The organism is Paenibacillus sp. J31R120 (assembly GCF_056269225.1).
Genome location: NZ_JBWDNN010000001.1, coordinates 1,268,952 through 1,293,863 on the forward strand (window position 1 = coordinate 1,268,952; position 24,912 = coordinate 1,293,863).

26 protein-coding genes are annotated in these 24,912 nt (G+C 45.0%); 21 read left to right on the forward strand and 5 right to left on the reverse strand.

The genetic code is table 11. The features are described 5' to 3' along the window. Positions 1–182 precede the first annotated feature (182 nt). The 3 genes from AC0YNW_RS05810 to AC0YNW_RS05820 all read left to right on the forward strand — a co-directional run bounded on the left by AC0YNW_RS05810 (position 183) and on the right by AC0YNW_RS05820 (position 2,496). Complete coding sequence (locus AC0YNW_RS05810; protein WP_475831112.1) at positions 183–1,049, forward strand: protein kinase family protein; 867 nt, start codon at positions 183–185, stop codon at positions 1,047–1,049. Between the two features lie 49 nt (positions 1,050–1,098). Further along, positions 1,099–2,040 (forward strand): stalk domain-containing protein, encoded by a 942-nt coding sequence (locus AC0YNW_RS05815; RefSeq protein ID WP_475831113.1) that lies wholly within the window; start codon positions 1,099–1,101, stop codon positions 2,038–2,040. Positions 2,041–2,112: 72 nt separating this feature from the next. Continuing rightward, the gene (locus AC0YNW_RS05820) at positions 2,113–2,496 is read left to right on the forward strand and encodes a hypothetical protein (RefSeq protein ID WP_475831114.1); all 384 of its coding nucleotides are present in this window, start codon (positions 2,113–2,115) and stop codon (positions 2,494–2,496) included. 111 nt (positions 2,497–2,607) lie between these two features. Here AC0YNW_RS05820 and def read toward each other — a convergent pair whose 3' ends face one another. After that, positions 2,608–3,126 (reverse strand): peptide deformylase, encoded by a 519-nt coding sequence (gene def, locus AC0YNW_RS05825; RefSeq protein WP_475831115.1) that lies wholly within the window; start codon positions 3,124–3,126, stop codon positions 2,608–2,610. 2 nt (positions 3,127–3,128) lie between these two features. Next, positions 3,129–3,371, reverse strand: coding sequence for a helix-turn-helix domain-containing protein (locus AC0YNW_RS05830; RefSeq protein ID WP_475831116.1), 243 nt, complete (start codon positions 3,369–3,371; stop codon positions 3,129–3,131). Between the two features lie 231 nt (positions 3,372–3,602). Here AC0YNW_RS05830 and AC0YNW_RS05835 point away from each other — a divergent pair, with 231 nt between their 5' ends. The 4 genes from AC0YNW_RS05835 to AC0YNW_RS05850 all read left to right on the forward strand — a co-directional run bounded on the left by AC0YNW_RS05835 (position 3,603) and on the right by AC0YNW_RS05850 (position 6,941). Beyond that, on the forward strand, positions 3,603–3,842 hold the full coding sequence (locus tag AC0YNW_RS05835) for a hypothetical protein (RefSeq protein ID WP_475831117.1): 240 nt from the start codon (positions 3,603–3,605) through the stop codon (positions 3,840–3,842). Between the two features lie 374 nt (positions 3,843–4,216). Next, complete coding sequence (locus AC0YNW_RS05840) at positions 4,217–5,488, forward strand: MFS transporter (protein ID WP_475831118.1); 1,272 nt, start codon at positions 4,217–4,219, stop codon at positions 5,486–5,488. A gap of 159 nt (positions 5,489–5,647) precedes the next feature. Next, on the forward strand, positions 5,648–6,142 hold the full coding sequence (locus tag AC0YNW_RS05845) for an SMI1/KNR4 family protein (protein WP_475831119.1): 495 nt from the start codon (positions 5,648–5,650) through the stop codon (positions 6,140–6,142). 4 nt (positions 6,143–6,146) lie between these two features. Next, positions 6,147–6,941, forward strand: coding sequence for a hypothetical protein (locus AC0YNW_RS05850; protein ID WP_475831120.1), 795 nt, complete (start codon positions 6,147–6,149; stop codon positions 6,939–6,941). Positions 6,942–6,993: 52 nt separating this feature from the next. Here AC0YNW_RS05850 and AC0YNW_RS05855 read toward each other — a convergent pair whose 3' ends face one another. Continuing rightward, complete coding sequence (locus AC0YNW_RS05855) at positions 6,994–7,614, reverse strand: hypothetical protein (protein WP_475831121.1); 621 nt, start codon at positions 7,612–7,614, stop codon at positions 6,994–6,996. A 545-nt stretch (positions 7,615–8,159) separates the two neighbouring features. Here AC0YNW_RS05855 and abc-f point away from each other — a divergent pair. Further along, positions 8,160–9,623 carry a ribosomal protection-like ABC-F family protein gene (abc-f, locus tag AC0YNW_RS05860; RefSeq protein ID WP_475831122.1) on the forward strand — a complete coding sequence of 488 codons (1,464 nt, stop codon included), beginning with the start codon at positions 8,160–8,162 and terminating at the stop codon, positions 9,621–9,623. A 116-nt stretch (positions 9,624–9,739) separates the two neighbouring features. On the opposite strand, the gene AC0YNW_RS05865 is transcribed toward abc-f, so the two are convergent. After that, positions 9,740–10,330 (reverse strand): DUF4358 domain-containing protein, encoded by a 591-nt coding sequence (locus tag AC0YNW_RS05865; RefSeq protein ID WP_475831123.1) that lies wholly within the window; start codon positions 10,328–10,330, stop codon positions 9,740–9,742. Positions 10,331–10,537: 207 nt separating this feature from the next. On the opposite strand from AC0YNW_RS05865, the gene rpiA reads away from it, so the two are divergent. The 9 genes from rpiA (at position 10,538) to AC0YNW_RS05910 (ending at position 18,930) form a co-directional block, all read left to right on the forward strand. Further along, positions 10,538–11,206, forward strand: a complete 669-nt coding sequence (rpiA, locus tag AC0YNW_RS05870; RefSeq protein WP_475831124.1) for a ribose-5-phosphate isomerase RpiA — start codon at positions 10,538–10,540, stop codon at positions 11,204–11,206. A 151-nt stretch (positions 11,207–11,357) separates the two neighbouring features. Next, positions 11,358–11,687 carry an ArsR/SmtB family transcription factor gene (locus tag AC0YNW_RS05875; protein ID WP_119801615.1) on the forward strand — a complete coding sequence of 110 codons (330 nt, stop codon included), beginning with the start codon at positions 11,358–11,360 and terminating at the stop codon, positions 11,685–11,687. Next, the gene (locus AC0YNW_RS05880; RefSeq protein ID WP_387479303.1) at positions 11,684–12,082 is read left to right on the forward strand and encodes an SRPBCC family protein; all 399 of its coding nucleotides are present in this window, start codon (positions 11,684–11,686) and stop codon (positions 12,080–12,082) included. The genes AC0YNW_RS05875 and AC0YNW_RS05880 overlap by 4 nt, the downstream gene beginning before the upstream one ends. Positions 12,083–12,237: 155 nt before the next feature. Further along, entirely contained in the window at positions 12,238–14,493 is a 2,256-nt protein-coding gene (locus AC0YNW_RS05885; RefSeq protein ID WP_475831125.1) for an ATP-binding cassette domain-containing protein, read from the forward strand. A gap of 31 nt (positions 14,494–14,524) precedes the next feature. After that, positions 14,525–15,235 carry an FAD-dependent oxidoreductase gene (locus tag AC0YNW_RS05890; protein WP_475831126.1) on the forward strand — a complete coding sequence of 237 codons (711 nt, stop codon included), beginning with the start codon at positions 14,525–14,527 and terminating at the stop codon, positions 15,233–15,235. A gap of 176 nt (positions 15,236–15,411) precedes the next feature. Further along, positions 15,412–16,305 carry a helix-turn-helix domain-containing protein gene (locus AC0YNW_RS05895; protein ID WP_475831127.1) on the forward strand — a complete coding sequence of 298 codons (894 nt, stop codon included), beginning with the start codon at positions 15,412–15,414 and terminating at the stop codon, positions 16,303–16,305. 168 nt (positions 16,306–16,473) lie between these two features. Further along, entirely contained in the window at positions 16,474–17,289 is an 816-nt protein-coding gene (locus tag AC0YNW_RS05900; RefSeq protein ID WP_475831128.1) for an EcsC family protein, read from the forward strand. 787 nt (positions 17,290–18,076) lie between these two features. After that, positions 18,077–18,349 carry an SRPBCC domain-containing protein gene (locus tag AC0YNW_RS05905; RefSeq protein ID WP_475831129.1) on the forward strand — a complete coding sequence of 91 codons (273 nt, stop codon included), beginning with the start codon at positions 18,077–18,079 and terminating at the stop codon, positions 18,347–18,349. A gap of 77 nt (positions 18,350–18,426) precedes the next feature. Then, positions 18,427–18,930, forward strand: a complete 504-nt coding sequence (locus AC0YNW_RS05910) for a DinB family protein (protein WP_475831130.1) — start codon at positions 18,427–18,429, stop codon at positions 18,928–18,930. Between the two features lie 113 nt (positions 18,931–19,043). Here AC0YNW_RS05910 and msrA read toward each other — a convergent pair whose 3' ends face one another. Beyond that, complete coding sequence (gene msrA / locus AC0YNW_RS05915; RefSeq protein ID WP_475831131.1) at positions 19,044–19,568, reverse strand: peptide-methionine (S)-S-oxide reductase MsrA; 525 nt, start codon at positions 19,566–19,568, stop codon at positions 19,044–19,046. A 358-nt stretch (positions 19,569–19,926) separates the two neighbouring features. Between msrA and solA the strand changes: the two genes are divergently transcribed. The 4 genes from solA (at position 19,927) to AC0YNW_RS05935 (ending at position 24,912) form a co-directional block, all read left to right on the forward strand. Further along, positions 19,927–21,051 (forward strand): N-methyl-L-tryptophan oxidase, encoded by a 1,125-nt coding sequence (gene solA, locus AC0YNW_RS05920; RefSeq protein WP_475831132.1) that lies wholly within the window; start codon positions 19,927–19,929, stop codon positions 21,049–21,051. A 233-nt stretch (positions 21,052–21,284) separates the two neighbouring features. Further along, the gene (locus tag AC0YNW_RS05925; RefSeq protein ID WP_475831133.1) at positions 21,285–21,815 is read left to right on the forward strand and encodes a hypothetical protein; all 531 of its coding nucleotides are present in this window, start codon (positions 21,285–21,287) and stop codon (positions 21,813–21,815) included. Positions 21,816–23,211: 1,396 nt separating this feature from the next. Further along, positions 23,212–23,610, forward strand: coding sequence for a hypothetical protein (locus tag AC0YNW_RS05930; protein WP_475831134.1), 399 nt, complete (start codon positions 23,212–23,214; stop codon positions 23,608–23,610). 87 nt (positions 23,611–23,697) lie between these two features. Continuing rightward, on the forward strand, positions 23,698–24,912 hold the full coding sequence (locus AC0YNW_RS05935) for a hypothetical protein (protein WP_475831135.1): 1,215 nt from the start codon (positions 23,698–23,700) through the stop codon (positions 24,910–24,912).

Below are 24,912 nucleotides of genomic sequence, written 5' to 3' on the forward strand. Positions count from 1 at the left end.
CGGAACTATTGTTCAGGTTGCCAACTGAGCATAATAAGTGGATAATTATGGAGTTGAAAAAAAGGAAGGAGTGATGTCATATGAAGGGACTGAAACGTCACAATCGGGCAGATAACTATAAGGGGATAGCGTATAAATAGCCCTGTAAGTACGTGAATCCCCAGTATGGAGGGGAGCATTTTATGAACCAAAAATCAGTTGAGCTAAAGATTGACCAGGTTTCTTTTGAACTGCAGGAACTTCATGATTTCCAGTGGCTGCAAGAGCTAGGCACTGTTTTTTGCGTGTTTGATCAACAGGATTCCGGCAATATCAGCTTCGGAGTGGAGAGAAATGGCATCAAGCAATTTGTAAAATATGCGGGAAGCAGGCCTATAGGTTTTTCAGGAGACCCTATAGACGCAATAACTAGATTAAGAGCTGCCATGCCGCTATATAAAGACTTGAATCATCCTCATTTAATTAATCTGGTTAATCATTTTGAGACGAAGGCTGGGTATGCCGCCATTTTTGAATGGTTTGATGGCGAATGCTTGCACTCGCATTGGTTATATGCTGGCAAGTTGAAATATACTCATCCGCAGTCGCCTTTCTTTCGATTCAAACAGTTGCCAATTGAGAAGAGATTACATTCTCTTGATGTGATATATGAATTCCATAGCTTTGTGGAGTCAAAGGGTTATGTAGCGGTTGATTTCTATGATGGCAGTATACTGTATGACTTCTCTGAGGATAGAACGAAAATCTGCGATATCGACTTTTATAGGCTAGCTCCGGCTGTCAATGACATGGGAGAGCACTTCTGGGGTTCAGTACGGACGAAGTCTCCGGAGGAATATATCTTGGGAGCAACCATCGATGCGAGAACGAATGTGTATACGATGGGCGCAATCGCATTTGGTCTTATTGGTGGTGAAATGGATCATTCGCTGTCCAAATGGGAAGGAAGCAGATCGCTTTACGACATAGCCATACAAGCAGTAAGTACAGATCGAGAGCGACGATATGATACGATCGAGTCATTCAAAAGAGCTTGGGATACTGTGTGATCCGCCGGTAGATGCGCATTTATATTAAGGATTGTTTAGGAGGAAAGTCATGCGAAAATATGCCATTGGTTTTATTTGCGGTATGCTAGCCACAACCGCTACTGCCGTATATGCAGGAGATGCGATTAAGGCAAGTCTGCTTCCGGTTAAATATGAAGTGAACGGCAAATCTGTAGATCTCCCTAATGATATGGCGACTCTAAACTACAATAAACGCGTATACGTACCTATTCGTTTTATTGCTGAAAGTCTGGATGCGGTTGTCATTTATGATGATGCCAAGAAAACAGTCAGAATGGATAGCGGGTTCACCATGCACAGCATTTCAAGCGATTTACGCGCAGGTTATGTGAGTGTTGCCCGCAAAGGAGAGATCACCAAAGTAAGCGCACAGCTATATGCGGGACAAGCTTTTTTTGACACGCTATATAAAAGCAAATTAATCGTTGAGCCCGGGAGCCGCATAGAGCTTGAAGCGATACTTGGATTTTATGACGAAAAGGGACATGTTCTGGGCAGTGTACCCGTTCATGCTGCCATCAACGCGTCTGGGGAACAGATCATTGAAGTCAACTCTTCCACATCTGCCGATATCTCCAAGTATGCATATGCGACCCTAGAGTATGTTCAGCCAGAGGCTGTATCAGCTTTTTTGCCACCGATAGTGGATAACAGAGATCCTTCAGGTTTAATAGCGATTAGCCAAGCAGAGCTAATGCCAGCCGATGGATTCACAAAACTCCGGTTCAACTACGCCATTCTTCAACAAGGAAATTATCAGTTTGAAGCGGAGATTGCCTTTTTTGATAAAAACGGCCAGAAAGTAGGGAGCGCTGATTTTAACGCAGAAGGAGCAGGTACAGGAAAATCTCCTGACGGTACAGGCGAGCATCAAATCTACACTTACGAAACAATTGGAATAGGCAATTTCGTCGATGCTGCGAAAGTTGAAGTCCTGATTAAGCATAAGAAGAAAATAGATAACGAATAGCAGCTGAATGGCTAGTGCTGATGGTTGGTGCAGTATTAGCGTGGCGAGGAAGGAGATATTATGAGGCATAAGGTGATGGTTTTAGCAGTGGTTATGATAAGCAGTTCGGTATTATCGGGTTGCAGCGGAAATACGAAAGAAGTTGTTCTAAAAGAATTGAAGCCGACAGAGGCCGGAACTTATGCCATACATTTGTTTTATAAGGGAGTGCTTTCTGATTCCGAGACAACGGAACTTAACATTTTCCACAATAGCAATCCCGAAATAACGAAGTCGATTACCGTTATCCAGTTTTGGGATCAAGTACAGGACCGGAATGTGAAGTGGGCCAAGGCGATTGGCGTAAAGCAATTTCCTATGTATGTCGTCATGGATCATGATGGAATCGTGCTGGAGACACCTTATTTAAGTCAAGTGGAGGCATTTTTGACGGGGGCTGTATTAGGCGAGAACTGATTTCAAATGCCTGTTGCAAAATAAGAACATGAAGAGCAGCCGACTGTTGAGGTCGGCTGTTTTTTGATTTGCGAATGGCTGATTAATTTGCGCGCAAAGAAACTCTATCCATTAAACGCCTTGATTCGTTAATCGAATCACTTGAAGGACATCGATACGCTGTTGGGTTTGCTCGTGATACAGCCACTTCTCGTGAACATAATCGACAAACAGCACTCCGTTCAGATGATCGATCTCATGCTGCATGCAGCGGGCAAGGTAGCCTTCCGCTTCTAGGATGATTCGGTTGCCTTGTCTATTTAATGTGCTTAACTTAATATAATGAGCTCTCTTCACATAACCAAAGTAACCAGGGAAAGACAAACAAGCTTCCGTACCCATTTGTTCGCCGCTTAATGCCATCACTTCAGGGTTAATAAGCTCGATCAGCCCTTCCCCGCAATCCATAACAATCAGCTTTCTGAGAATGCCGACCTGGGGCGCGGCAAGACCTGCGCGACCTTCGCGGGCGTATAAGGTTTCCACCATATCATCAAGAAGCTTTAACGTTTTCGAATTCAATTCGGCAACAGGTTTGGCTTTCTTCCGCAAAATCGGGTCTCCAAATGGCAAAATGCTTTTTTCGGACATGCTTATGCCCCTTTCTCTGTATGTGGTGGGGTATATACCCACAAATCATTAGGCGAACATTCCAAAACTGTGCATAGCGCATCAAGCGTCTCGGCCTTCATTTGCTTGGGCTGTCGAGTTATTAAAGCGCTGATGGAAGCAGGGGATAGACGGTAATTCGTCTTGTCGGCTAGTTGTCTGGCTAAGTCCGCACCCGTCCATATGCCTCTGGCAGCCATAACTTGTCGCAGCATCCATGTAAGCATTATTTCACCCCATTAAATATTAAATGTTGACTTATTTTATTAGGTGTTACCTAACTATATTAGGCACTACCTAATATATCATGATATTCGCATATACGAAAGAAGCGAAGCGAAAGAAAACAATAAAATGTTTGGAAAAGGGGTTATGGAACGATTTAGGAAAAGAAAATATGTTATAATCATATTAGTAAATAGAGAAATAATGGAAATCCATTACTGGAGGGGATAGGATTGAGAAAGGCTTTAAAGTGGACCTTCTGGATTCTGATGCTTCTGGCAGTTGCTGCGGTTGTATGGTTCTTTTATTTCAATTACTACTTCTTTGCATTTGGATTAATGAGCGTGCTTTTGTTTGTCTTGATGGTGTGGACAACTATGGTTCAATTGAAAAATAACGTCAATCATTATAAAGATGTAAGAAAGGCAAGAGCGGTAACGGATCAGAGGAGCATTGAAGAATATACAAGATAAATGATTTTAGATAGCTGGAACATAGCAGCGGCAGTCCATGGCTTGGATTCAAGTCATCGACTGTCGCTGTTTGTTTTTTCTCAGGACTTGCCGTGGTTCTTATAAATGTAATCCAAAATATCGTCAAATGCTCGCGTTCGGTCATCATGTCCAAATGTTCAATCGGCTCATCCCAGGATAAACAGGATAGGGGGTAATTACTTTTTAAATATTTTACTTTAAAAATATGAATAATACATTATAATAGATTCTACCGGCTTTTTGGATCGACCCGTTTGGGAGAGGAGCATGAGTTGTATGGGTCCCATTTGATGGATCACTTTTAACAGTCATATACAAACATTCATGAACAAAATAGATGGAGATTAAAAGTGATGGTAAAACGTTCATTTTATTATTTATGGGGCTCGCAGTCCTTGTCCAACACGGTAGACGTTCTGTATATGGTTGCGCTTACTACGCTTGTGCTGGAGAGGACGAACTCTATTATTTTTGCGACATTGGTGCCGTTTTTTCGAGTCGCCGCACAATTTATTAGCGGGCTGGCAGCTCCGCTGATGCTGGTGAAATACAGATTGCCTTTCCTGTTAACCGTCTCTCAGCTTGGGCAGTTTCTCTTATTTGGCGTCATGGCTTTGTATTTATCCCCCATGGTAGATGGAGAGGACTTGCTGCCTGTGTATGTGCTCATCCTGTTCATCTCGTTCCTCGATGGGTGGACTTCACCTGCCCGGAACGCCTTGATCCCGCGTCTGGTTCATGATGACGCGCTGCTAAGGGCGAATGCGATGGTCGCTACATCGGATCAGGTGATCCAGTTCGCCGGATGGGCGGTTAGCGGCATCCTGGTCGCAGCATTTGGCCCGTTCCCGGTTCTGCTGGCTGTAGCTGCCGGATATGGCGTGGCGATGGCGGTGACGCTGCTGATCGAAGATCCGACGGAACCTAAGCGGCGTAGTCTATGGGATGTACGCACGGGCCGCGCCTCAGCAGACGGCGGCGAAGCGAACGCGCCTTCCAGATGGGATACGCTGAAGGAAGGCTGGGTTGTGTTATGGCAATCCAGACGGTTGCGCTCAATGACCTTTATGGATGTGACCGACGCGCTTGGCAGCACGGTATGGGTTGGCGCGTTCATGCTCGTATTTGTGAAGGAAGTGCTGCTGAAAAATGAGGACTGGTGGGGGTATATCAACGCCAGCTATTTTGCCGGCACCGTAATTGGTGGCTTTCTCGTCATTGCACTCGTCAAGCGGCTGGAGAAACGGCTTTTCCTGTTCATGCTGGTGGGTATTCTTGGATATGCGGTGTGTACAGCCTGGTTCGCGATTAATACGATAGCGCCGCTGGCACTGCTCATTGTACTGGTGACGGGACCGTTCACAGAGCTGTCGGCTGTTGCGCGCCGAACGCTCATCCAGCGGAGCTGTTCGAAGGATCAGCTGCCTAAAGTATTTTCTGCTCAGGGGACATTGTTGAATTTGCTATTCGGCATCTCCTTGTTCGGCATGAGCTTCGTTGCAGAAGTGCTGGGCATTGTGAATATGTATTTGATCGCTGCGGCGATCAGCGTGCTGGCCGCTGGCGTCGGCTGGTGGAACCGCAAAGCTTTTGCCGAGGATCGCGCGGGTTCTTCAGCTCAATAGGTAGAGAGAAGGAAGCCTTGGGCTTCCTTTTTTGTATGGAATCTATTAAATGATGATGTTGTTATTTGAAGAAACGAACGGTTGTTCTATAATGGTAATATAAACGAAGAGAAGCATCATAGAGACATGTTAGGTTAGTAAATTTTCAGGAGGTGGATTATGAATAAAAAGATTAGCGAATTTATCATCTGGGCGAATGAAAATGGTTGGGATATTTCCCGAAAATCCGAGTTTCAATTAAATGTAAATAGCAATATTACTACAAGATATAAAGAAATCCCTACTGAGTTTTCAGATTTTTTAAGTGTGGTTGAAACGTGTATTTCGCCAAATGAGAAGACATGGTTTATGTGCGAGAATGAATTTAATAATAACTCAGACGGTGCATTCAGATGGAATGAATTTGAATTGCTCAGCTTAGAAGCAGCAGCGGATGATCGTAATTGGCAAACAGAGATCACTTCATGGTGGGACAATCATTTGCCAATCGTGATGTCCGTTGATGGCGGATATTCCTTCTACGCGATTGATTTATCGAAGGATAAAGGGGCTATTGTACGCGGATATGAGCCTGAATTCGAAGAGGCAGAAAAAGTAGCAGATAGTCTTGAACATTTTCTTGAATTATTGATGTCGAATTTAATAGAGGTGTAACGCAGTGGATAAGAAGGCGAAAAAAATATTGATGCAAACCTTTTGGACCTCCCAGGGGTGGAGAAGCAGCCATGCGCCATTCGCCGGGGAAGACTTCGAATATGCGAAGGGTCAGGGGCTTATGTTCGATCCGCTGACCATCACGCATGATGAGCTGATCCATAAGCTAAAGGAGCTGCAAGTTGTTATTCCGAAGGAGCGTGTGGCAGCGGCTTTCCTGCACAGTCTGTCCACTCGAAAGGTACACTTGCGCAGCGCGCTGTCCAGTTGGGCGCTTACCGCAGACTTGCCTCTGCACGCCTATGGGGAGCAAAGCGTTGCGCTTCCAAGCTATAGCAGCTGTGGTCATTGCGACAGCAGCAGGCTAATGTCTGATGCTGATTATACGAATGCCGACCTTAATGTACTGAATTTCGAACGCGTCAAATGGGGTGGCGTTCGATTGAACCATCTGCTGTACTGCTGGCTTGATCTCGAACTGCTCAGCCGGGAGGAAGAAACAGCCGTGAGCGAGCAGGATCTAATCATTCTGAAGGATATGCTTCAGGCAGTTGAAGCATGCAGGGAACAAGATGGTCCGCGGATGCTGGAGAAGCGCTGGAAGGAAGTCTTGCCTTCAAGCAAAAATGAAAGAGATATGCTTCTAGAAGTACTGGGTTTTGCCGGAGTGCTTGCCGCCAAAGATACACCTCGTACACGGAAGGGCAGAGACTCGGATTTTGTATCGATGGCGATATGGCAAGGGAGCGACGGATATTCCCGGGAGTCGGCAAAGCATTTTTTTGGCGGATTTATGTAAGGGAGAGAGTAGCGGGCATTCGTTGAATGGCAACGAATGCCCGCTACAGTTATCATTCACTGCCAAGATCAGTCAACATCTGATTCCATTGGGGAAAAGGAAAGGGAGTGTTGTCGGAATTTCTCAAGGAATAAGCGTCCTCTCCTTCAACTACCCATCCTAATGGCTCACGGTAGACCCATCTTCGATCTATGTTGACCCAATCTTCTTCAGCTTGGACAATGCTATGTTCGAACCATTCTTTTAATTCGGCTTCAACGTAGAGTCCTGATGCTCTCCGCATCTCCAGTTCCCAAGCCGACACCGCTTGAAGTTCATCCAAGCTCTGAATGCCTACAAATCTCCTAAGGAGCAGGGCAGGAATCCAAGAATCGATCTCATGCGCCTCAGCTATTCGAGTTACGATCGCCTTATATTCACTCCATCTCAGAACGTTAGGGTAAAAGTGAGCTTCATCATCCCACGCAATTTCGATTTCCTCTTCATCCTCATATTGAAAGCTGAGCGAAATGTAAGAAAAGTCGTCTCCCGGATCAAGGAGCAAGACATGTTCTTCGGTCAATTGAAAGTGAATAGGATTGTCCTCCAGCATTTCGTAGCTGAAGTCGTCTTGAAGCTGCCAGAAGTAACGGTCCCAGAACGTTCTGGAGTACAATAGCTCGCTTGGTATCATGTATCCCACATCCTCTTATCTATTTTGCCAGCTAAAAATATATACACTTGAACTATAAACGAGGTTTCATTTCATTTGCACGTTCTGGAAAAATCCTGCCTGGAGCGAGCGGATTCGCGCCATTGACACCTTCAGCTGCCGGTGTTAGGATAGGGGTACTTTTAAGCAAGGAGGGTCGTTCATCTATGTTGCATTCCATGCGTATTCGATAAGCAGGCGATAAAGAGCGAATTTTCCACAATCAGTGGGCTTTTTAGAGATGCTTATATATACGTATGAGGAACATAGTGAGCGATGAGGTTAGCTTTATTCGCTATACCTATATCGAGATGTTCTCTCTTCGTGATAGGCAGATCTGAGCCCGCGTTATGGACTTAGGTCTGTTTTTTGTTGCCCACTACTCATGAGGGACGAGACTTTTGAAAGAAAAGAGGTTGATGTTATGCGAAGGCTAAACTGGTACTTCTTCATATAATCCTCACTTCGCTAATCGCAGGAACGTTCCTGCGAGCAAATCACTGCGATGAATGAAGGAGGAAATAGAAATGAATATGTTGATCAAGGCAAATGACCTTTATGTTGAATATATGGGAAGAGACATTCTGGATATCGAAGAACTGGAGCTTTATGATGATGACCGCATCGGACTGGTAGGTGCGAACGGCGCAGGCAAGAGTACGCTGCTGAAAGCGTTGCTCGGTGAGGTGGCGCTATCCTCCGGACAGGTTGCGCGGCATGGGGAGATTGCCTACATTCCTCAGCTGGATGATGCGATTCTGCAGGAGGTCAAGGACTACGCCTTATTGGGCAAGCTTGGGGTGGACCGTAACCGTCTGGAGGGCATGAGCGGCGGCGAAGAGACGCGGCTGAAGATTGCGCAGGCCCTGTCGAGTGAGGTGCATGGCTTGATGGCGGACGAACCGACAAGCCATCTTGATCGCGCTGGAATCGACTTCTTGATTGGACAGCTTAAGCATTATGCTGGCGCGTTGCTGGTCATTAGCCATGACCGGTATTTCCTGGACCGGGTCGTCGACAAGATCTGGGAGCTGAAGGATGGCAGGATTACGGAATACTGGGGCGGATATTCCGATTATTTGGTTCAGAAGGAGGAAGAACGGCAAGTTCAGGAAGTGGAGTACAAGAAGCATGCGGCTGAACGAGAGCGGCTGGAGAAGGCGATTGCGGAGAAGAAAAGTCTCGCCCGCAAGATGAACCAGAAGGCAAAAGGCTCCTCCAAGAAAAACGCGACCGAGAGCGGGGGACGCCTGGGCCATCAGAAAACGGTTGGCAGCAAGCAAAAAAAGCTTCATCAAGCCGCCAAAAATATGGAGCACCGGATCGAAGCGCTTGGTGAAATGAAGCTTCCCGAATCGGGACGCACCATCCAATTCCGGCAAAGCGGATCGCTTGCGCTTCACAACCCTTATCCAATCATGGGTAAGGCATTGAACAAGCGGTACGGTGACCAAGTCATATTCGATCATGCTTCGTTCCAGTTCCCGCTGGGCGCGAAGATCGGCATTACCGGTGTGAATGGAACGGGGAAAACAACGCTGTTCCGCATGATCATCGAACGTGAGGCGGGCATCACATTATCTCCAAAAGCGGAAATCGGATATTTGGTCCAGACTGGCTATAAGTTCGACCGCAATCAAAGTGTGATGGAATATATGCTGGAGAATAGCGACTACGGGGCTTCCGAAATTCGCTCTGCGCTGGCCTCCATGGGATTCTCGCATCAGGATGTGCGCAAGGAGCTGGCCATGCTAAGCGGCGGTGAAATAATGAAGCTTCAGCTGACCAGGCTGCTGCTTGGCCGCTACAACATATTGCTGATGGATGAACCCAGCAACTTCCTCGATATTCCGGCAGTGGAGGCGCTGGAGTCCATGATGAAGTGCTATAAGGGCACGATTCTGTTCATCACGCATGATGCGAGGCTGTTGGAGCATGCAGCGGACACGATCTATGAAATAAAGGATTGCCAGATTGTTCGCAAGGTTTAGCATACTTGTTGTCTGACTCTTGATGTCTAATACTAGGCATGTTCATTTAAAAAGACGCATCCAATTCCACTGTTGAAGTGGGAGGATGCGTCTTTCTCGTAGTGCATACAAGTGTGTTATGCGCTGGCTGCCGCTTCTTTGAAGGCTTTCTCCAGCTCATCGGCGCTTTCGGAAATCAGGAACAATACATAATTACCGACAGTAGCGATTTTATAGTTCTGGGCCAGCTTGTAAGGTTCAGGCAAGTAATTCTCGAACATCTTCTGCACGTCGGCGCCGCGCTGCTCCATGCTCTTTTTGATTTCATCGATATGTTTGCTATCCTTGACTTTAATGACTGCGATCTCATTGGAGCTGAGGTTGAATGCGGGCGTCTTGATCGTAAATTCTTCAATTAGATCGGTATTGATGACATAATAGGTGTCGAGCGTTTCCTTAGTCAGGTCCATAAGCCCCGGTTGCTCTACCTTGTCCAGCATAGCTTTCATAATTTTATCAGTAGATGATTTAGTTGCGTTATCATCCGGTTTTTCGCTATTTTCGGGCTCATCAGACGGGCTTGGGCTCGGCGTCGGGCTTTCACTTGCAATTGGTGTGTTCGTTGCTGGCGGAGTAGCGCCGTTGTTGTTCGTATTACCGGAGCAAGCGGTCAGCAGGCCGCCAAGCAAGGCGGTGACGACGAGAAGAGACATCGTTGTTTTTTTCATGGGGTCGTTCTCCTTGTATCGAAATTCTAGTAATCGGAGCTCTTCGATTACGACCTTTTGACGGCATTTCGCTCAAAAATGTTGCAGAAAACCAATGATTTGCAATCCTATCCTATCGGAGAGAGAGCCATTTGGCCCAAAAAGCATTAAACCTTTGCAGTTCATGGATTAGAATTAGGGATAAAACAAGACGAATAAGGAGGCATCATGATGGAGTCGAAAAGGGTTGCAGCGGAGAAAGCTGTAGCGTATGTGCGTGACGGTATGGTCGTAGGTCTTGGCACAGGATCTACCGCTTATTGGGCGATTCAGAAGATCGGCAAGAGGGTGAAAGAAGGTCTTCGCATCAAGACCGTGGCGACTTCTATTCAATCCGAGCAATTAGCGATTGAACTGGGTATCCCGGTCTTATCCCTATCTGAGGTGAACATTATTGATGTGACGATTGACGGGGCGGATGAGGTTGATGGTGATTGGAACTTGATCAAAGGCGGAGGAGGCGCGTTATTGCGCGAAAAAATAATTGCAGCCTCCAGCAAAGAGCTTGTTATCGTTGTCGATGAGAGCAAGCTGGCTCCGAAGCTTGGAAAGTTTCATTTGCCAGTAGAGATTGTACCGTTCGGAGCCAATCTAACCCGGCAAAAGCTGCATGAGCTTGGATGTGTGACCAGCTTGCGGACATCGCAAAATAAACCGTTTGTGACGGATAACGGCAATTATATTGTGGACTGTGATTTCAAGGTGATCGAACAGGCTGAAGAGCTGCAGACTTCGATCAACCTGATACCAGGAGTTGTTGAGAACGGACTATTCATTCGTCTTGCGAAAAAGGTTATTGTTGGCTACTTAGACGGCTCTGTTCAGGAACTGAGTTAGTAAGAACGAAGACTGATTTTGTTATTTTTTATGCAAAAAGACCGATTAATCATAAATCGGTTGACAGGACACCAAACGGTGTCCTATAATCTATTCGTCACCATATGGTGTCTAATGAATGAAATATCACTAATAATTAGGTGTGGATGTTGTGATTGAGAACAACCATTTGCGGGATGTATTTGACGCGATAGCAGATCCGACCAGACGTGAACTGATTCATTTGCTGGCCTTGGGTGAGGAGCAGCCGCTACATGAGCTGACTTCACAGTTTGATATGGGCCGAACCGCGGTGTCCAAGCATTTGACGATTCTGAAAGAAGCTGGTCTGGTCCATGATCGCAAGGTCGGCAGAGAAACGCGATATACGCTAAATCCTGCTCCGCTTCGTGAAGTACAAGATTGGGTAGCGTTCTACAGCAAGTTCTGGAGTGCGAATATGCTTCGATTGAACCAACTACTTGAGGAGGATGAAATATGAGTTTGGTATTAAACCTGGATTTTCAGTACAACACTACGATTGAGAAGCTTTGGGCCGCCGTTACTGATTCAGAGAAGCTGGAGAAGTGGGTATTGAAAAATGATTTTAGGCCGATTGTAGGTCATCGTTTTCAATTCCGCGCTGAGCCGAATGAGTACTGGGATGGAGTCATTAACGGCGAAGTGCTAGTTGTAGAGCCGCCGAGCCGCTTGTCCTATACTTGGGCTGTTGGCGAAGAGAAGCACACCGTCGTGTGGACGCTGCAGGAGCTGGGGGATGGAGGGGTTAATCTCCACCTGGAGCAAACCGGATTCTCCAATCCGCATGGTCTGGCAGGCGCCAAGCATGGCTGGAGCGCATGGTGCGGCGAGCTTGAGAAGCTGTTGGCTGTTTAGGGGATTCAACTTAGCCGGCTGCTGCATATTGCTGAGCCGGTCCATATCAATAGGGGGTCAATCCCGCGCGATGCGCGTATTGACCCACTTGCTGCGCGTATGGAATGGATGAAATTTAATAATAAAGAAATTTTTGCTAATGGAAGGATGGAATCATGAGCGAAGCGAATCAGCAGCACATCGTCATCTCGGGTGCAAGGGAAAACAATCTCAAAAACGTCTCCTTACGCATACCTAAACGAAAAATTACGATTTTCACCGGTGTATCCGGGTCAGGTAAGTCCTCCATTGTCTTCGATACAATCGCTGCAGAATCGACACGTTTGCTGAATGAGAACTTTAGTATGTTCGTGCGTAATTTTCTGCCTCGCGTCCCGCAGCCGGATACGGATGCGATCGAGAACCTAAGCATGGCGGTTATTGTAGATCAGAAGCGTCTGGGAGGCGGTTCTCATTCCACAATGGGCACCATTACCGATATCTCGCCTATTCTCCGTCTTCTCTTCTCCCGGGTGGGTCAGCCCCATGTTGGACAAGCGCATATGTTTTCCTTTAACGATCCGCAAGGCATGTGCCCCGAGTGCAATGGAATCGGCCGCAAGCTGGGCGTGGATATGAGCATGGCGGTGGACGTGACCAAGTCGCTGCGTGAAGGCGCTATTAGGCTTCCCGACTATACAGTGGACAGCTGGGATTGGAATATTCTCGTTCAATCAGGCTCCTTCGACCCGGACAAGAAACTAAGCGATTACACAGATGAGGATCTGGAGCTGCTGCTCTATGGCAAGGCGAGGAAGGTGCAGATGGACTTCGCTGGCAAAGCAACGAATATTACGGTGGAAGGCGTCATTGAAAAATTCACCAACAAATATATCAAGCAAGACGTGAAGACGAAGTCCGAGCGCACGCAGAAGGCGGTTGCGCCGTTCATGACGGAGGGCCCATGCTCCAGCTGCCGTGGCGCAAGGCTTAGCCAAGCTGCGCTTAGCTGCAAAATTAATGGCCGCAACATCGCAGATATGTCTTCCATGGAGGTCGGGCAGCTCATTCGGGTGATTCGCGAAGTTGACGATTCTGTTGCAGTGCCGATGGTGAAGTCGCTCACAGAGAGACTGCAGCATCTGGTGGATGTCGGACTTGACTATTTGACGCTGGACCGTGAGACGGATACGTTGTCTGGCGGCGAGTCGCAGCGCGTCAAGATGGTGAAGCATTTGAGCGGCAGTCTGGTCGATGTCACATATATCTTCGATGAGCCCAGTGTTGGCTTGCATCCCCGCGACGTACACCGATTGAACGAATTGCTCCAAAAGCTGCGTGACAAGGGCAATACCGTCATTGTCGTCGAGCATGATCCTGATGTGATCAAGGTAGCGGATCATATCGTCGACGTTGGGCCTCACGCCGGCAGCCGCGGCGGTACGATCGTCTATGAGGGCAGCTATTCCGGCTTGCTGGAATCAGGTACGCTGACAGGCAACTATATGAAGCGTCCTCTGCAACTGAAGCAAGAATGCAGGCAGCCAGCCGGCAACCTCTCCATCAATAATGCCACTTTGCATAACCTGAGTCATGTAAGTGTAGATATTCCTACCGGAGTGCTTACTGTCGTTACCGGAGTCGCCGGTTCAGGAAAGAGTACGCTGATTAACGAAGTATTTCTCAGTCAACATCCGGATGCGATCGTCATTGACCAATCGGCGGTAGGCGTGTCTACACGCTCCAATCCTGCGACCTACACGGGAATTATGGATGATGTACGCAAGGCGTTTGCTTCTGCTAATAAGGTAAACCAAGGACTGTTCAGCTTCAACTCCAAGGGAGCTTGCGAGAACTGTCAAGGGTTAGGCGTCGTATATACAGACCTTGCATTCCTGGAAAGTGTGAAGCTCCCATGCGAAGTCTGTGGCGGCAAACGGTTCAAGGAAGAAGTGCTTGAATATAAGCTGAGCGGCAAGTCCATCGCCGATGTGCTGGAGATGACGGTTGAGCAGGCACTGGAGTTTTTCGAGCTGAAAGAAGTTGTGCGCAAGCTTCAGGCCATGAGCGATGTGGGGCTGAACTATGTGACGCTCGGCCAGCCGCTCAGCACGCTCTCGGGCGGGGAATGCCAGCGCATTAAGCTTGCAAGCGAGCTTCATAAGAAGGGCAGCATCTATGTGATGGACGAGCCAACGACTGGCCTGCACATGTCAGATATCGGCCAGTTGATGGGAATCATGAATCGCCTTGTAGATACAGGCAATACGGTCATTGTAATAGAGCATAATCTCGATGTCATCAGCCAAGCGGATTGGATTATCGATATGGGGCCGGATGGAGGCAGCAAAGGCGGCCAGGTCGTGTTCGAAGGTCTGCCTTCACAGATCATTCATGCGGAGCAGTCGATTACGGGACGGTACTTGCAGTAATGCTCGCTTAATTGTAGAGGGGGTTGGGGAAGTGGGTTTCATTCAGGATATGGTCGCTATGTTCAAGAAGAGAGAGTTGTTATTTTTATCAAGCAGCAAGGAAGCCGACGATGTATACACATTTATTTTTGAGAAAGACAAGGATCTGAACTGGCAAGCAGGGCAATATGGGTTGTTCAGCATTACGCATAAGAAAGTGAAGAATCCAACCAAACCGTTCAGTATTGCTTCTGCTCCGGCAGAGAACGTGATTCGGTTAACTATGCGTATAGGGGATAACCCAAGCGAGTTTAAAAAAGCGATGTTAGAATTAAAGCAAGGGATGACCGTTAAGATGAGTGGACCTGTAGGGGCATTTTCGATACAGGATAACAGCCCTTCGCTTCTGATTGCTGGCGGCATTGGCATTACCCCGATTCGTTCAATTCTCAAGCAAATCGAGGCGGAAGGCAATCGGAACGGGCGGCAAATCCAACTGCTTTATCTGGATAGCCAAAAGTCTTTTCCATATAGGGAAGAGCTTGATGCTATAGCTGGACGTGTCTCCATACGTATCACGTATCTGGATTCGAGGGATGATTTGAATGGGGAGATCGACAAGTTCGCCGGTGTGCATAAGGACAGCGGCAAATATTTTGTTGCCGGACCGAAGCCGCTGGTTGACTCCATATCGGATTACTTGCAGAAGAAACAAATTCCAAAAGGCAATATCAAAAAGGATGCCTTCTTTGGGTATTCGTAAAGCGTGAATAATAGCTAAGGATAAATGAATATGGATTACTTTAGGGCTGCCAGTCGAACAGGCAGCCTTTTTGCTTTTGGAGCCGCTGGCTGCCAATGACGAAGCTGAAATATCGCAATCCAAATCAAAAATCGCTGTCCGAGCTTATGCTATTCTTGATGACAAGAGGTGATCACGTGAGATACCATCCCATGATTTATCAAGCTTTAGGTTATATCGAAGCGCATTTGGAGGAGGAGGTGAAGCTTGAGGACGCGGCGGCCGCCGCGGGCTTCTCGATGTATCACTTCCACCGGATCTTTCAGGAGCAGGTCGGCATAAGCGTGACGGATTATATCCGCTCGCGCAGACTAGCCAGCGCTTCCTCGTTACTTTTGTACTCGAAGGAAGATATTATCCAAATCGCGTTCCGCAGCCGGTTCGAATCGCAGGAAGCGTTCACCCGCGCTTTCAAAAAAGAATACGGCATGCCTCCCGGACGTTACCGCAAGATGATGGGGAGCGTGCAACAGACAAAGGGGAAACGAGAGGAGAATACGAATATGAGCGAGCATGGAAAAGTAAAGGGCTGGATCTTAAGCGGCAGTGATCCGTCGCACTACGAGATGGGGGTTGACAGGGAGACGGTGCATATGGGAAAGGTGTCAGGTTATTTGAAATCCGTATCCGCAACGTCGGAAACCCAGTTCGCGACGATTATGCAGCAACTCAAGTCCGACAAATATAAAGGCGAGCGCATCAAGCTATCCGCGTTTATCCAGGCGGAGAAGGTGAGCGATTTTGCGGGGCTTTGGATGAGAGTTGACAACGCGACGGGGGACACGGTTCAGTTCGATAACATGAGCGATCGCCCAATTCAAGGCACCCTGCCATGGAACCTATACTCTATCGTGCTTGATGTGTCGGCGGACAGCGACTCGATTTCTTTCGGCGTACTGCTTACAGGTCAAGGAAAAGTATGGATGGACAGCTTTGCATTCGAAATCGTGGATGCGCGTACGCCAAGCACGAATATGCAGATCAGCGGAGAACTGCGGGACGAGCCGGAGAATTTGTCCTTCGAGGAATAAAGCGATGGAAGAGCGGAAGCGCCTGGTGCGCTTCCTTTCTTTTTCTTTGAGTAACATTACTGTAAATTACACATGTATAAAAGATTAATCAGCATTTTGTGAAACGTCGAGGCGGTATTGTCAGTATGTAAGGCATAAGAAAATTTCATGCGAGGTGTCCGTGTCAAGATGACGAATATAGAGGCTGCAGATGAATTAAGGGCGGAATTAAGACAGATCGAACAATGGGAGAAAGATCAGAAGGACCTTTTCTTCTGGGAAAAGCTCGGCAGACTGCCCTTTGCCCTATTGGACCGGATTACGCCCAAGTTCATTCAGGAGAAAATAGGAACGGCGCTTGACGAGCTTGGGAATTACGTTCAGAGCGGCGGGCATTATTTGATCAGCAAGGAGCAGATGTACCGCAAGTTTTTTCCGAATGAGGACCATGTTGGATCATCGGATCTGAACCGGATCGGCCAGCTTGAGCTTAGCAGAATGGATCAGATGGCGGACAGCATAATCGAATCAGGCACCAAGACCGCTACGGTGCAAGGCGCAACTACGGGATTTGGCGGCTTCTTCACGCTCGCCATCGACATTCCGCTTCTGCTCGGCATCTCCCTCAAAGCACTGCAGGAGATCGCGATTAGCTACGGCTATGACCCGGAAGAGAAATCGGAGCGCATCTTTATTGTGAAGTGTCTTCAGTTCTCCTCCTCCGATATCGTCGGCAAGAAAGCGATATTGGATGATCTTGCTGCTTTCCATTCAGGGGAGAAAAGCGGACAAGTCATGTCCCAGCTAGAGGGCTGGCGCGAGGTGATGCTCACGTACAGGGACAACTTCGGATGGAAAAAGCTGTTCCAGATGATTCCGATCGCAGGCATGCTGTTCGGCGCTTTCTTGAACCGATCCACGCTTCAGGATGTCGCAGAGACGGGTAAAATGATGTACCGGAAGCGGAGAATTATGGAGAAGCTGAAGAGTGCGGGGGAGCTTTGATTACTTTCGAATTGAAGGAGATGGGGAAGGAGTGACCATCTTTGAAAGCTGCAAGCCGAAAAAAACGGCTTATTGTGTGGAAGTAGCCGTCTGTGGGTGCTGCAAGCCGAAAAAATCGGCTTAGAGCAAGGAGAGTAGCCCTCTGTGGGTGCTGCAAGCCGAAAAAATCGGCTTAGAGCGTGGAAGTAGCCCTCTGTGGGTGCTGCAAGCCGAAAAAATCGGCTTAGAGCGTGGAAGTAGCTGTCTGTGGATGATGTAAGCCGAAAAAATCGGCTTAGAGCGCGGAAGTAGCCGTCTGTGGGTGATGCAAGCCGAGAAAATCGGCTTACAGCAAGGAGAGTAGCAGTGCCTGATGTAAGCCTCGCTTTTAAAGCTGAAAGTAACAATAATTTTCGGCTCTCGTGCTACGATATATAATAATATGTACAGGTTTGAAAAACACTTCTGCGAAGCTATCATGCAAGGGAAATTTAGACGTTACCTATCACTTCACTTGTTTACTTGTGCGAGAAAGCAATATAAAAGAAATCGGGGTATGATTTATTTGGTATGCTTAGATCATAAGAGTCTCAATTGTGGGGATGGAAGCGTGCCAGATCAATGATGCAAATATCCGTGCAGCGCAAGTAGGCGACCATGAGATTGACATCACTCGCGAATTGAATGCCCCGCGCGATCTCGTGTTTGGACGAAAGTGAAGCATCTGGCGAAATGGTGGGGGCCGGATGGCTTTACGTCGACCTTTCAGAAATTTGATTTGCAGCCGAACTGAGCATGGGAGTTTATCATGCACAGTCCTGATGGCGTGGACTTTCCAAATACGAACATTTTCGTTGAGATCGTTAGACCTGTGCGAATTGTGTTCAAGCATGCGGTGTTCCCTCATTTTACGGCAGCTGCAATGTTCGAGGACATGAATGGCAAGACCAAACTTACATATCATACCTTATTTGAAGAAACTGCCGCTGTATTCGATAAGGTGAAAACTTATGCCGTCCCAGGGGCCGAGCATACGATGAATCGTCTTGGAGAGCATCTGGCAAGAATGATCTTAAGCTGATGGATGTTTCGCAAGTGACCGTCTGCTTGACAAGCCTACCATTATTTGAAATGTGCGCAAAAGGGAGCGTGGGGAATATGGACACTTCGGCTATCGTAATTGATTTTTTGTTAAGGAAATACAAAGCTGATCAGAAGTGGACTCGAATGGTACTTGAACAATTAGCTGAAGAGGATATCGTATGGTCACCTACGCCAGAGAGCAACAGCATTGCTAACTTGGTTGCACATATTTCAGGAGCTGTCTACGAATGGTTTGAAACGGTATACTTTGCTGCTCCAAAAAACCAAGATAGAACAACAGAATTTGCTCGTGATCTGCAAATGTCAAAAGAGCAAGCATTGGAGCTTTCAAAGAAATCATATGACTGCATTATACAAGTGCTTGAAATGATGAAAGCAAATCCTGAAAGATTATTGGAACAACCCTACAGGGATTATTCAACCTTAAATGGAGCTTTAGACAATCATGCCACCGTTCTTGAAATGCTTCTGCATCAATTCAGACATCTCCCGAGCCATACGGGACAAATCTTTTACATAGCCAAAATGAGAAAAGGGCATCTAAATTGGGAGAGTTAATAGCCGAGCTTCAAACAGAAAGCAAATGCTGAAGTCTAAGGGATTGCCGAAAAGGCGGCAACCCTTAGAATAGAGGGGGAATTAATAGTTTGGTTGACTCTCTATTATGATTGTTAATCTTTACTCCAGTATTTTTCAATGATAGCATCGCGACCTGAATAGATTCGGGATTCTTTGTAAAAATCCGGGTTCTTGCGATGATAATTTTGATGATACTCTTCTGCCGGATAGAAGGTAGAGGCTTCTTCAATTGCAGTAACGACGGGATTCTCAAAGCGACCGCTATTTCCAAGTTCTTCACGCGATTTTAGCGCTAACAATCTTTGCTCCTCATTGTGATGCAGGATTGCAGCACGATATTGGCTCTTGCGATCGTTTCCTTGTCCTGTAGCATCCGTAGGATCAATCTGCGGCCAATAAAGATCGAGCAATTTCTCATAGGGGAATATCTCAGGATCAAAAGTAATCTGAACTACTTCTAAATGTCCGGTTTCCCCGGTTAGTACTTGCTCGTAAGTAGGATTCTCCACGTGACCTCCCATATACCCAGATACAATCCCGTGAATTCCAGGCTGCTCTTCAAATGGGGTTACCATGCACCAAAAACATCCACCAGCGAAAGTTGCTTTTTGCAGCATAACTATTCCTCATTTCTAATCGACAATATATTCAAATCAATGATGTTAGATAAACAACTATATAATAATTGATATCTTTGCATAACACAATCAATGTCCTCATCATTTCATTATAATTAGATATAAGTAGTGATATCCTATTTGCATGCATAGCGTTCGAAATACGTGGTAGCAGAGCTGTGGGATGATGCTCAAGCTCATACCGACTTTCTAGAATGAAGAAGTGATGTCTGTCTTGGCGAAAGACTTCTTCTTGCAGTACCAGACATTATAATTTAACCTATTAATCAAGTTGGAATATGCAGCCAAACGGTTTAGATTGCATACAATTAAGCTGCGGTTATGGAGGTTGTAAGACATGAATTATGATGTAATCATCATTGGTGCAGGATCAATGGGAATGGCAGCAGGTTATTTTTTAGCCAAGAGTGGGAAAAAAACCTTATTATTAGACTCCTTTAACCCACCACATCCTAGAGGAAGCCATCACGGGGAAACGAGAATTATTCGACATGCTTATGCCGAGGGTGAGGAATATGTCCCGTTTGTCCTTAAAGCGCAACAATTATGGAATGAATTAGAAAAGGCTGCCGGCAAGCAACTATTTCTTCAAACAGGGGTTCTCAGTATTGGGCAGTCAGATTCCGAATCCATGCAAAATATTATCGCTAGTGCCAAGAAGTATTCGCTTCCACTCGATATATTGGATTCAAACGAAATCCATCAGCGTTGGCCTGGCATTACGATACCCGAAGACTTCATTGGCTGCTTTGAACCCGCGTCGGGCGTGTTGAAATGTGAGGAATGTATTGAGGCCTATCAAGAGCTTGCTGAGTCGAACGGTGCTACTATTCTTACCAATAGCAGGGTAAAGGAAATATCCATTCAAGATGAGAGAGTCACCATTAAGACAGACGCCCAAACCTTTTGCGCAGATTCGTTAGTTGTTTCCGCAGGAGCATGGTCAGGGAAGTTGCTGTCTATGCTGGATTTGGATATTCCTCTTACACCTGTGAGGAAGACATTTGCTTGGTTTGAAGCTGATGAGGAACGTTATAATCAAAACCGTTTTCCAGCCTTTGATGTTATGACACCCCAAGGCGTTTACTACGGTTTTCCGAGTATTGCGGGCAGCGGTATAAAAGTAGGCCGTCATGATGGCGGTGTTCCCATTCATCCAGATGAATCGATACTGGGTTTTGGTGAATTAACAGAGGATGAAGGTGACTTGGTTTCATTTTTGAAACAATATATCCCCGACATTCAACACTTAAAGTACGGTAAAACATGCATGTATACCCTAACTCCTGATGAAAAATTTGTTATCGATTTACATCCTAAGTATCCCAACATTGCAATTGCAGCGGGGTTCTCTGGTCATGGATTCAAGTTTAGCAGTGCAGTTGGCGAAGCCTTAAGTAACTTGATTATTTCTGGAAAAAATGATATTGATATTTCACCGTTTTCCATTAATCGATTCTAAAAAGTCAATTCCTATCCTAAAGCCTAGACATATACACAACAAGAGTAGCCCATCAATTACATTGATTGGCTTTTTTATTTTGTACATTGGGGCAGTGGATGATACTGGGATACAACAACTCATATGGAACGGGCAGGTAATATACAGCAACTAAGTGATAATAGTTGACGTTCTATACTTGGAGGTGAAGGGGACTGAAAAAGCTACTGTTGTGCATTTCCATACTAGTAACTGTGTTTTTAGCAAGCTGTACGTCATCCAAGGAATACTCTCAGGAAAAAATCTGGCTACTGGCTGATGCCGATAACGCGTTGCGGACAGAAATTTTTGGTGCTTGGACAAATTATTCATTTATACTCGAATATACAATTCAAGCCCAATCATCTGAAGATTATCGTTTTATTGTTGGGCAGATCGATGGTCCCTTTAAATGGAGTCAGCTTTCGAGAATGAGGTCTTTAACCAACATTTCACAAGAAGAAGTGGATGCATTGATCGCCAAAGACTTACAAGAACCTTTATACGAATTTGCTCATAACATCGGAATGCATTTACAACAGATTAAATCAAACATTGAAGATGAAAAACGAAATGACATTCATGTGCAAGATGAACAGATGCAGGAAATTATTGAAGCCGTAAGAGAACTAAACCCTCTCTCGTCCAGCTTTTTGACTGATTCTGAGCAATCGGTTGAAACGCTAAGAATACTTGAGAATAGCAATAAACTCATCAAAGATTTATTGAATAATAATAAGGACTGACTGCAGTTTCTGGCAGTTAACACATCTTTGGAGGGTTAATGTTGGATATTCGTTCTAAAAAGAAACTTAGAAGATGGGGGAAAACTGAAGAAAAAATGAAAAATGGAAGCGAAGAGTTATTCAATTAGATATCGACTATCTGCGCAATATCAGAGGAATTATGCATAGCTTTGGATACATCCATTCTATTCATTATATCGGAGTTTTCTCTAAGAGATATTTGTAGGTTTCTATTTTGGAATCCAATGCGCATCCTTTGTCCTATACCGATGTAAGCCTCAAAATTCCGGATATTGATGAGCAATGATACCGAAGGATGACCCATTGGATGTAGGCGTTTCCGAGCGAATTTGGTCAATAAATATTGGCATACTTGAATCGTGCCCTCTGAATTTGGTTAGTGTTATGTAGCGTAATGTAGGACATGCGTGCCTCTTTGATCCCAAAAACAGACTGTAAACATACGATGTAGTTCAACATTTTTTACTTTTATGACGAGATAGAGAGGCATACCTGGCCTCCATGCAAGAGAAGCAGTACGGATTATCCATGTTGATAGTTTCGATAGTATGCCATGTTTGCAAATATTAACTATAAGATATTCTTTGATATGTGTCACTTCGGATCGCAGCTTTTTTTCATGGGAGTAAATAAGCTTTGTTATATGGGCCTTTCAGTTTATATCTAAAATAACAGCTATGTACAATTTGCTGCTAGTATTCAGCGAGTGAGGAAGCTAATAGTAGGTATGCTGCGTTTAATCTATCTGGTGCAGATATGGAGTAATTTCATGCGGAGGGTAAAAAAAGATTTTACTTTCAAATTAAAGCGGGTAGACATTTGGGCAATCTGAGTAAATTAGATTAACAGAGTCATACTAGTTTTTATTAATGTGTTTTCTGAGTCAATAATTTACTAAAATTCATATTCAGTGAAATCACAAGGAGTAGTATAGTGATTACCAGTATTCTGAAAAGGAACTGACTCCACAACATGAGACCAATTAAAACATCTTCAAGAAAATAGAACCATGTCGAAAAATATGGGGATAGCCTTGGAGGTGTTTTTACATTGGAAATTAGTAGGATCAACGCCAATGAAACCTTAATATAAAAAAAGAGAAATGTAAGAAAGTTTTATAGTTGGAAATTGTTTTTACATGCAACCAAACATTGTTTATAGGTGTTCTAGTATTAGGATATGTAGAGTTCTGAACAAAATTATACTTTAGAGCGAATATGATTTCAGACTATACAGTGAATTATCTCTACTAAAATCATATTATTAAATAGATTCATATGGTTGATCTTTCAATATATTTATAGTAATATACATATATGGGATTGATCTCCAAATAAACCGGCCGGTTTAACCAAATTTTATGGAGGGATATTGGATGAAAACATTTAAGAAAAGTCTATTTGTTTTAGCTGTGTTTGCAATCGCATCAGTTATGACTGTTAACGGAGCATTTGCAGCAAGTAGCGTTTATGAAAACCTTTCCGGAAATTCATTCTCGGGACATATTTCCAAAAACGATGTCAATTACTCTCTTTCGGGAACAACTTCTTATACAGGAAGGAATGCTCAGGTTTCAGTGAAAATTATTTATAATTATCAATCGTCACAAATTTTTGATACTCGTACAGCTTCTGCTTCTGGCAACACTAATCAACAATATGGGGTTACCGCAATTGCGAATGCAACATACAAACCTGCTCACTTCCTTTCGGGAAGCGGTACGCACGAGGTAACGTATGGTAGTAGTTATCATGTAGGATATACGGATCTGTAATTTCTAATTAAAATAATAGCTGCCGTGAATGGTACTTCATTTACGGCAGCATTAACAGAATTTCAACAAGCAATGAGAGGGATACATATGAACAAATATCTGAAAATTTCGACGGTTTTACTTGTAATTGTTCTTTTGATCGGCTGTTCCAAGAATCAAACGTTCGTGCAAGATGACAATTATCATACAGAAACTGATTACCCTTATTCATTTCATCATCAAGGAATGGGATTATTATTAACTCCTTCTGATCATGGCTACTATTTTGAACATTCAAAATTACTTTATTATACAGATAAGCAGAGCATGAAGCCAGTTGTACTAGACAATCGGCCGAATAACGGATGCGATACTACTCCAAACGTTAATAATTGTTATGCGTATGTCGAAACTCGAGAATTTCCAAGATTTCTTCAGTATTATGATTCAAAGCTATATATCTTGGAGAGTGTCAGAGATGCAGACGACATCGAGAATCCACACAACAGGATTTGGAGCCTGGTCCGCAGGGATGCAGATGGCACAAACCACAAAAAAGTGTTTACATTTGCATCAGAACCCAATAGATTAGCAATACACCGAGGGTATTTGTATTTTTCTGCGACTAATAGCGATAAAGACGGCAATTCACTTACAACCATTAGTAGAGTTTCATTAGCAAAAAACAATAAAGAAGAGAATCTTTTTACTAGTAACGACCAAGAATTAAGGATCGTGGATTTGCTCCCATATGGTAAGCAAGTATATTGGACGAAACTTAAAACAAGTGAAACAACGCATTCGTATGATACTCAGCGTTATGACATTGTTAGTGGTACGGTTGATGATATGTGGTCGTCTGAAGAAAATAGATCTTCTAGTATTAAAGCTATTTCAAATAATAGGGTTTACTATGGACACTTTTATGGTCAGTCAGATAAACGTAGCTTTAATTTCTATAGCTCTGATCTACATGGGGAAAATGAACAAGAGGTTGATATTAGGAAAACTTCTGAATCGCTGCTCTCTAACTTTTCTCAAGATTCCCTATACTCTTATATTTGGCCAATACCAGTTTTTTTATCTGAAGAAGCTAGAGAGAAAGAGAATAAGTTATCTGTTTACAAAGATGGAACTAAGTTCAATGAAGTTGATCTTAACCAATTGCATATCAGTGCTCAAATGATAGTTGGTGACGATCGTTATCTATTTGCCAGGAATGTGATCGACAATAAAAACACGCTGTTGTTTTTGGATAAAGATCTTTTTCTTGGATCAAAAGAAGTACAGCTGCAAACCTTGATAGAAACCGCGAGGAATTGA

Coding starts and splice junctions, on each gene's coding strand:
- rpiA (WP_475831124.1), top strand. CDS start 10,538: ATGATGGAGTCGAAAAGGGTTGCAGCGGAGAAAGCTGTAGCGTATGTG.
- AC0YNW_RS05905 (WP_475831129.1), top strand. CDS start 18,077: ATGCACAGTCCTGATGGCGTGGACTTTCCAAATACGAACATTTTCGTT.
- AC0YNW_RS05910 (WP_475831130.1), top strand. CDS start 18,427: ATGGACACTTCGGCTATCGTAATTGATTTTTTGTTAAGGAAATACAAA.
- abc-f (WP_475831122.1), top strand. CDS start 8,160: ATGAATATGTTGATCAAGGCAAATGACCTTTATGTTGAATATATGGGA.
- msrA (WP_475831131.1), bottom strand. CDS start 19,568: ATGCTGCAAAAAGCAACTTTCGCTGGTGGATGTTTTTGGTGCATGGTA.
- AC0YNW_RS05830 (WP_475831116.1), bottom strand. CDS start 3,371: ATGCTTACATGGATGCTGCGACAAGTTATGGCTGCCAGAGGCATATGG.
- AC0YNW_RS05855 (WP_475831121.1), bottom strand. CDS start 7,614: ATGATACCAAGCGAGCTATTGTACTCCAGAACGTTCTGGGACCGTTAC.
- AC0YNW_RS05930 (WP_475831134.1), top strand. CDS start 23,212: ATGAAAACATTTAAGAAAAGTCTATTTGTTTTAGCTGTGTTTGCAATC.
- AC0YNW_RS05810 (WP_475831112.1), top strand. CDS start 183: ATGAACCAAAAATCAGTTGAGCTAAAGATTGACCAGGTTTCTTTTGAA.
- AC0YNW_RS05865 (WP_475831123.1), bottom strand. CDS start 10,330: ATGAAAAAAACAACGATGTCTCTTCTCGTCGTCACCGCCTTGCTTGGC.
- AC0YNW_RS05885 (WP_475831125.1), top strand. CDS start 12,238: ATGAGCGAAGCGAATCAGCAGCACATCGTCATCTCGGGTGCAAGGGAA.
- AC0YNW_RS05880 (WP_387479303.1), top strand. CDS start 11,684: ATGAGTTTGGTATTAAACCTGGATTTTCAGTACAACACTACGATTGAG.
- AC0YNW_RS05935 (WP_475831135.1), top strand. CDS start 23,698: ATGAACAAATATCTGAAAATTTCGACGGTTTTACTTGTAATTGTTCTT.
- def (WP_475831115.1), bottom strand. CDS start 3,126: ATGTCCGAAAAAAGCATTTTGCCATTTGGAGACCCGATTTTGCGGAAG.
- AC0YNW_RS05845 (WP_475831119.1), top strand. CDS start 5,648: ATGAATAAAAAGATTAGCGAATTTATCATCTGGGCGAATGAAAATGGT.
- AC0YNW_RS05815 (WP_475831113.1), top strand. CDS start 1,099: ATGCGAAAATATGCCATTGGTTTTATTTGCGGTATGCTAGCCACAACC.
- solA (WP_475831132.1), top strand. CDS start 19,927: ATGAATTATGATGTAATCATCATTGGTGCAGGATCAATGGGAATGGCA.
- AC0YNW_RS05900 (WP_475831128.1), top strand. CDS start 16,474: ATGACGAATATAGAGGCTGCAGATGAATTAAGGGCGGAATTAAGACAG.
- AC0YNW_RS05840 (WP_475831118.1), top strand. CDS start 4,217: ATGGTAAAACGTTCATTTTATTATTTATGGGGCTCGCAGTCCTTGTCC.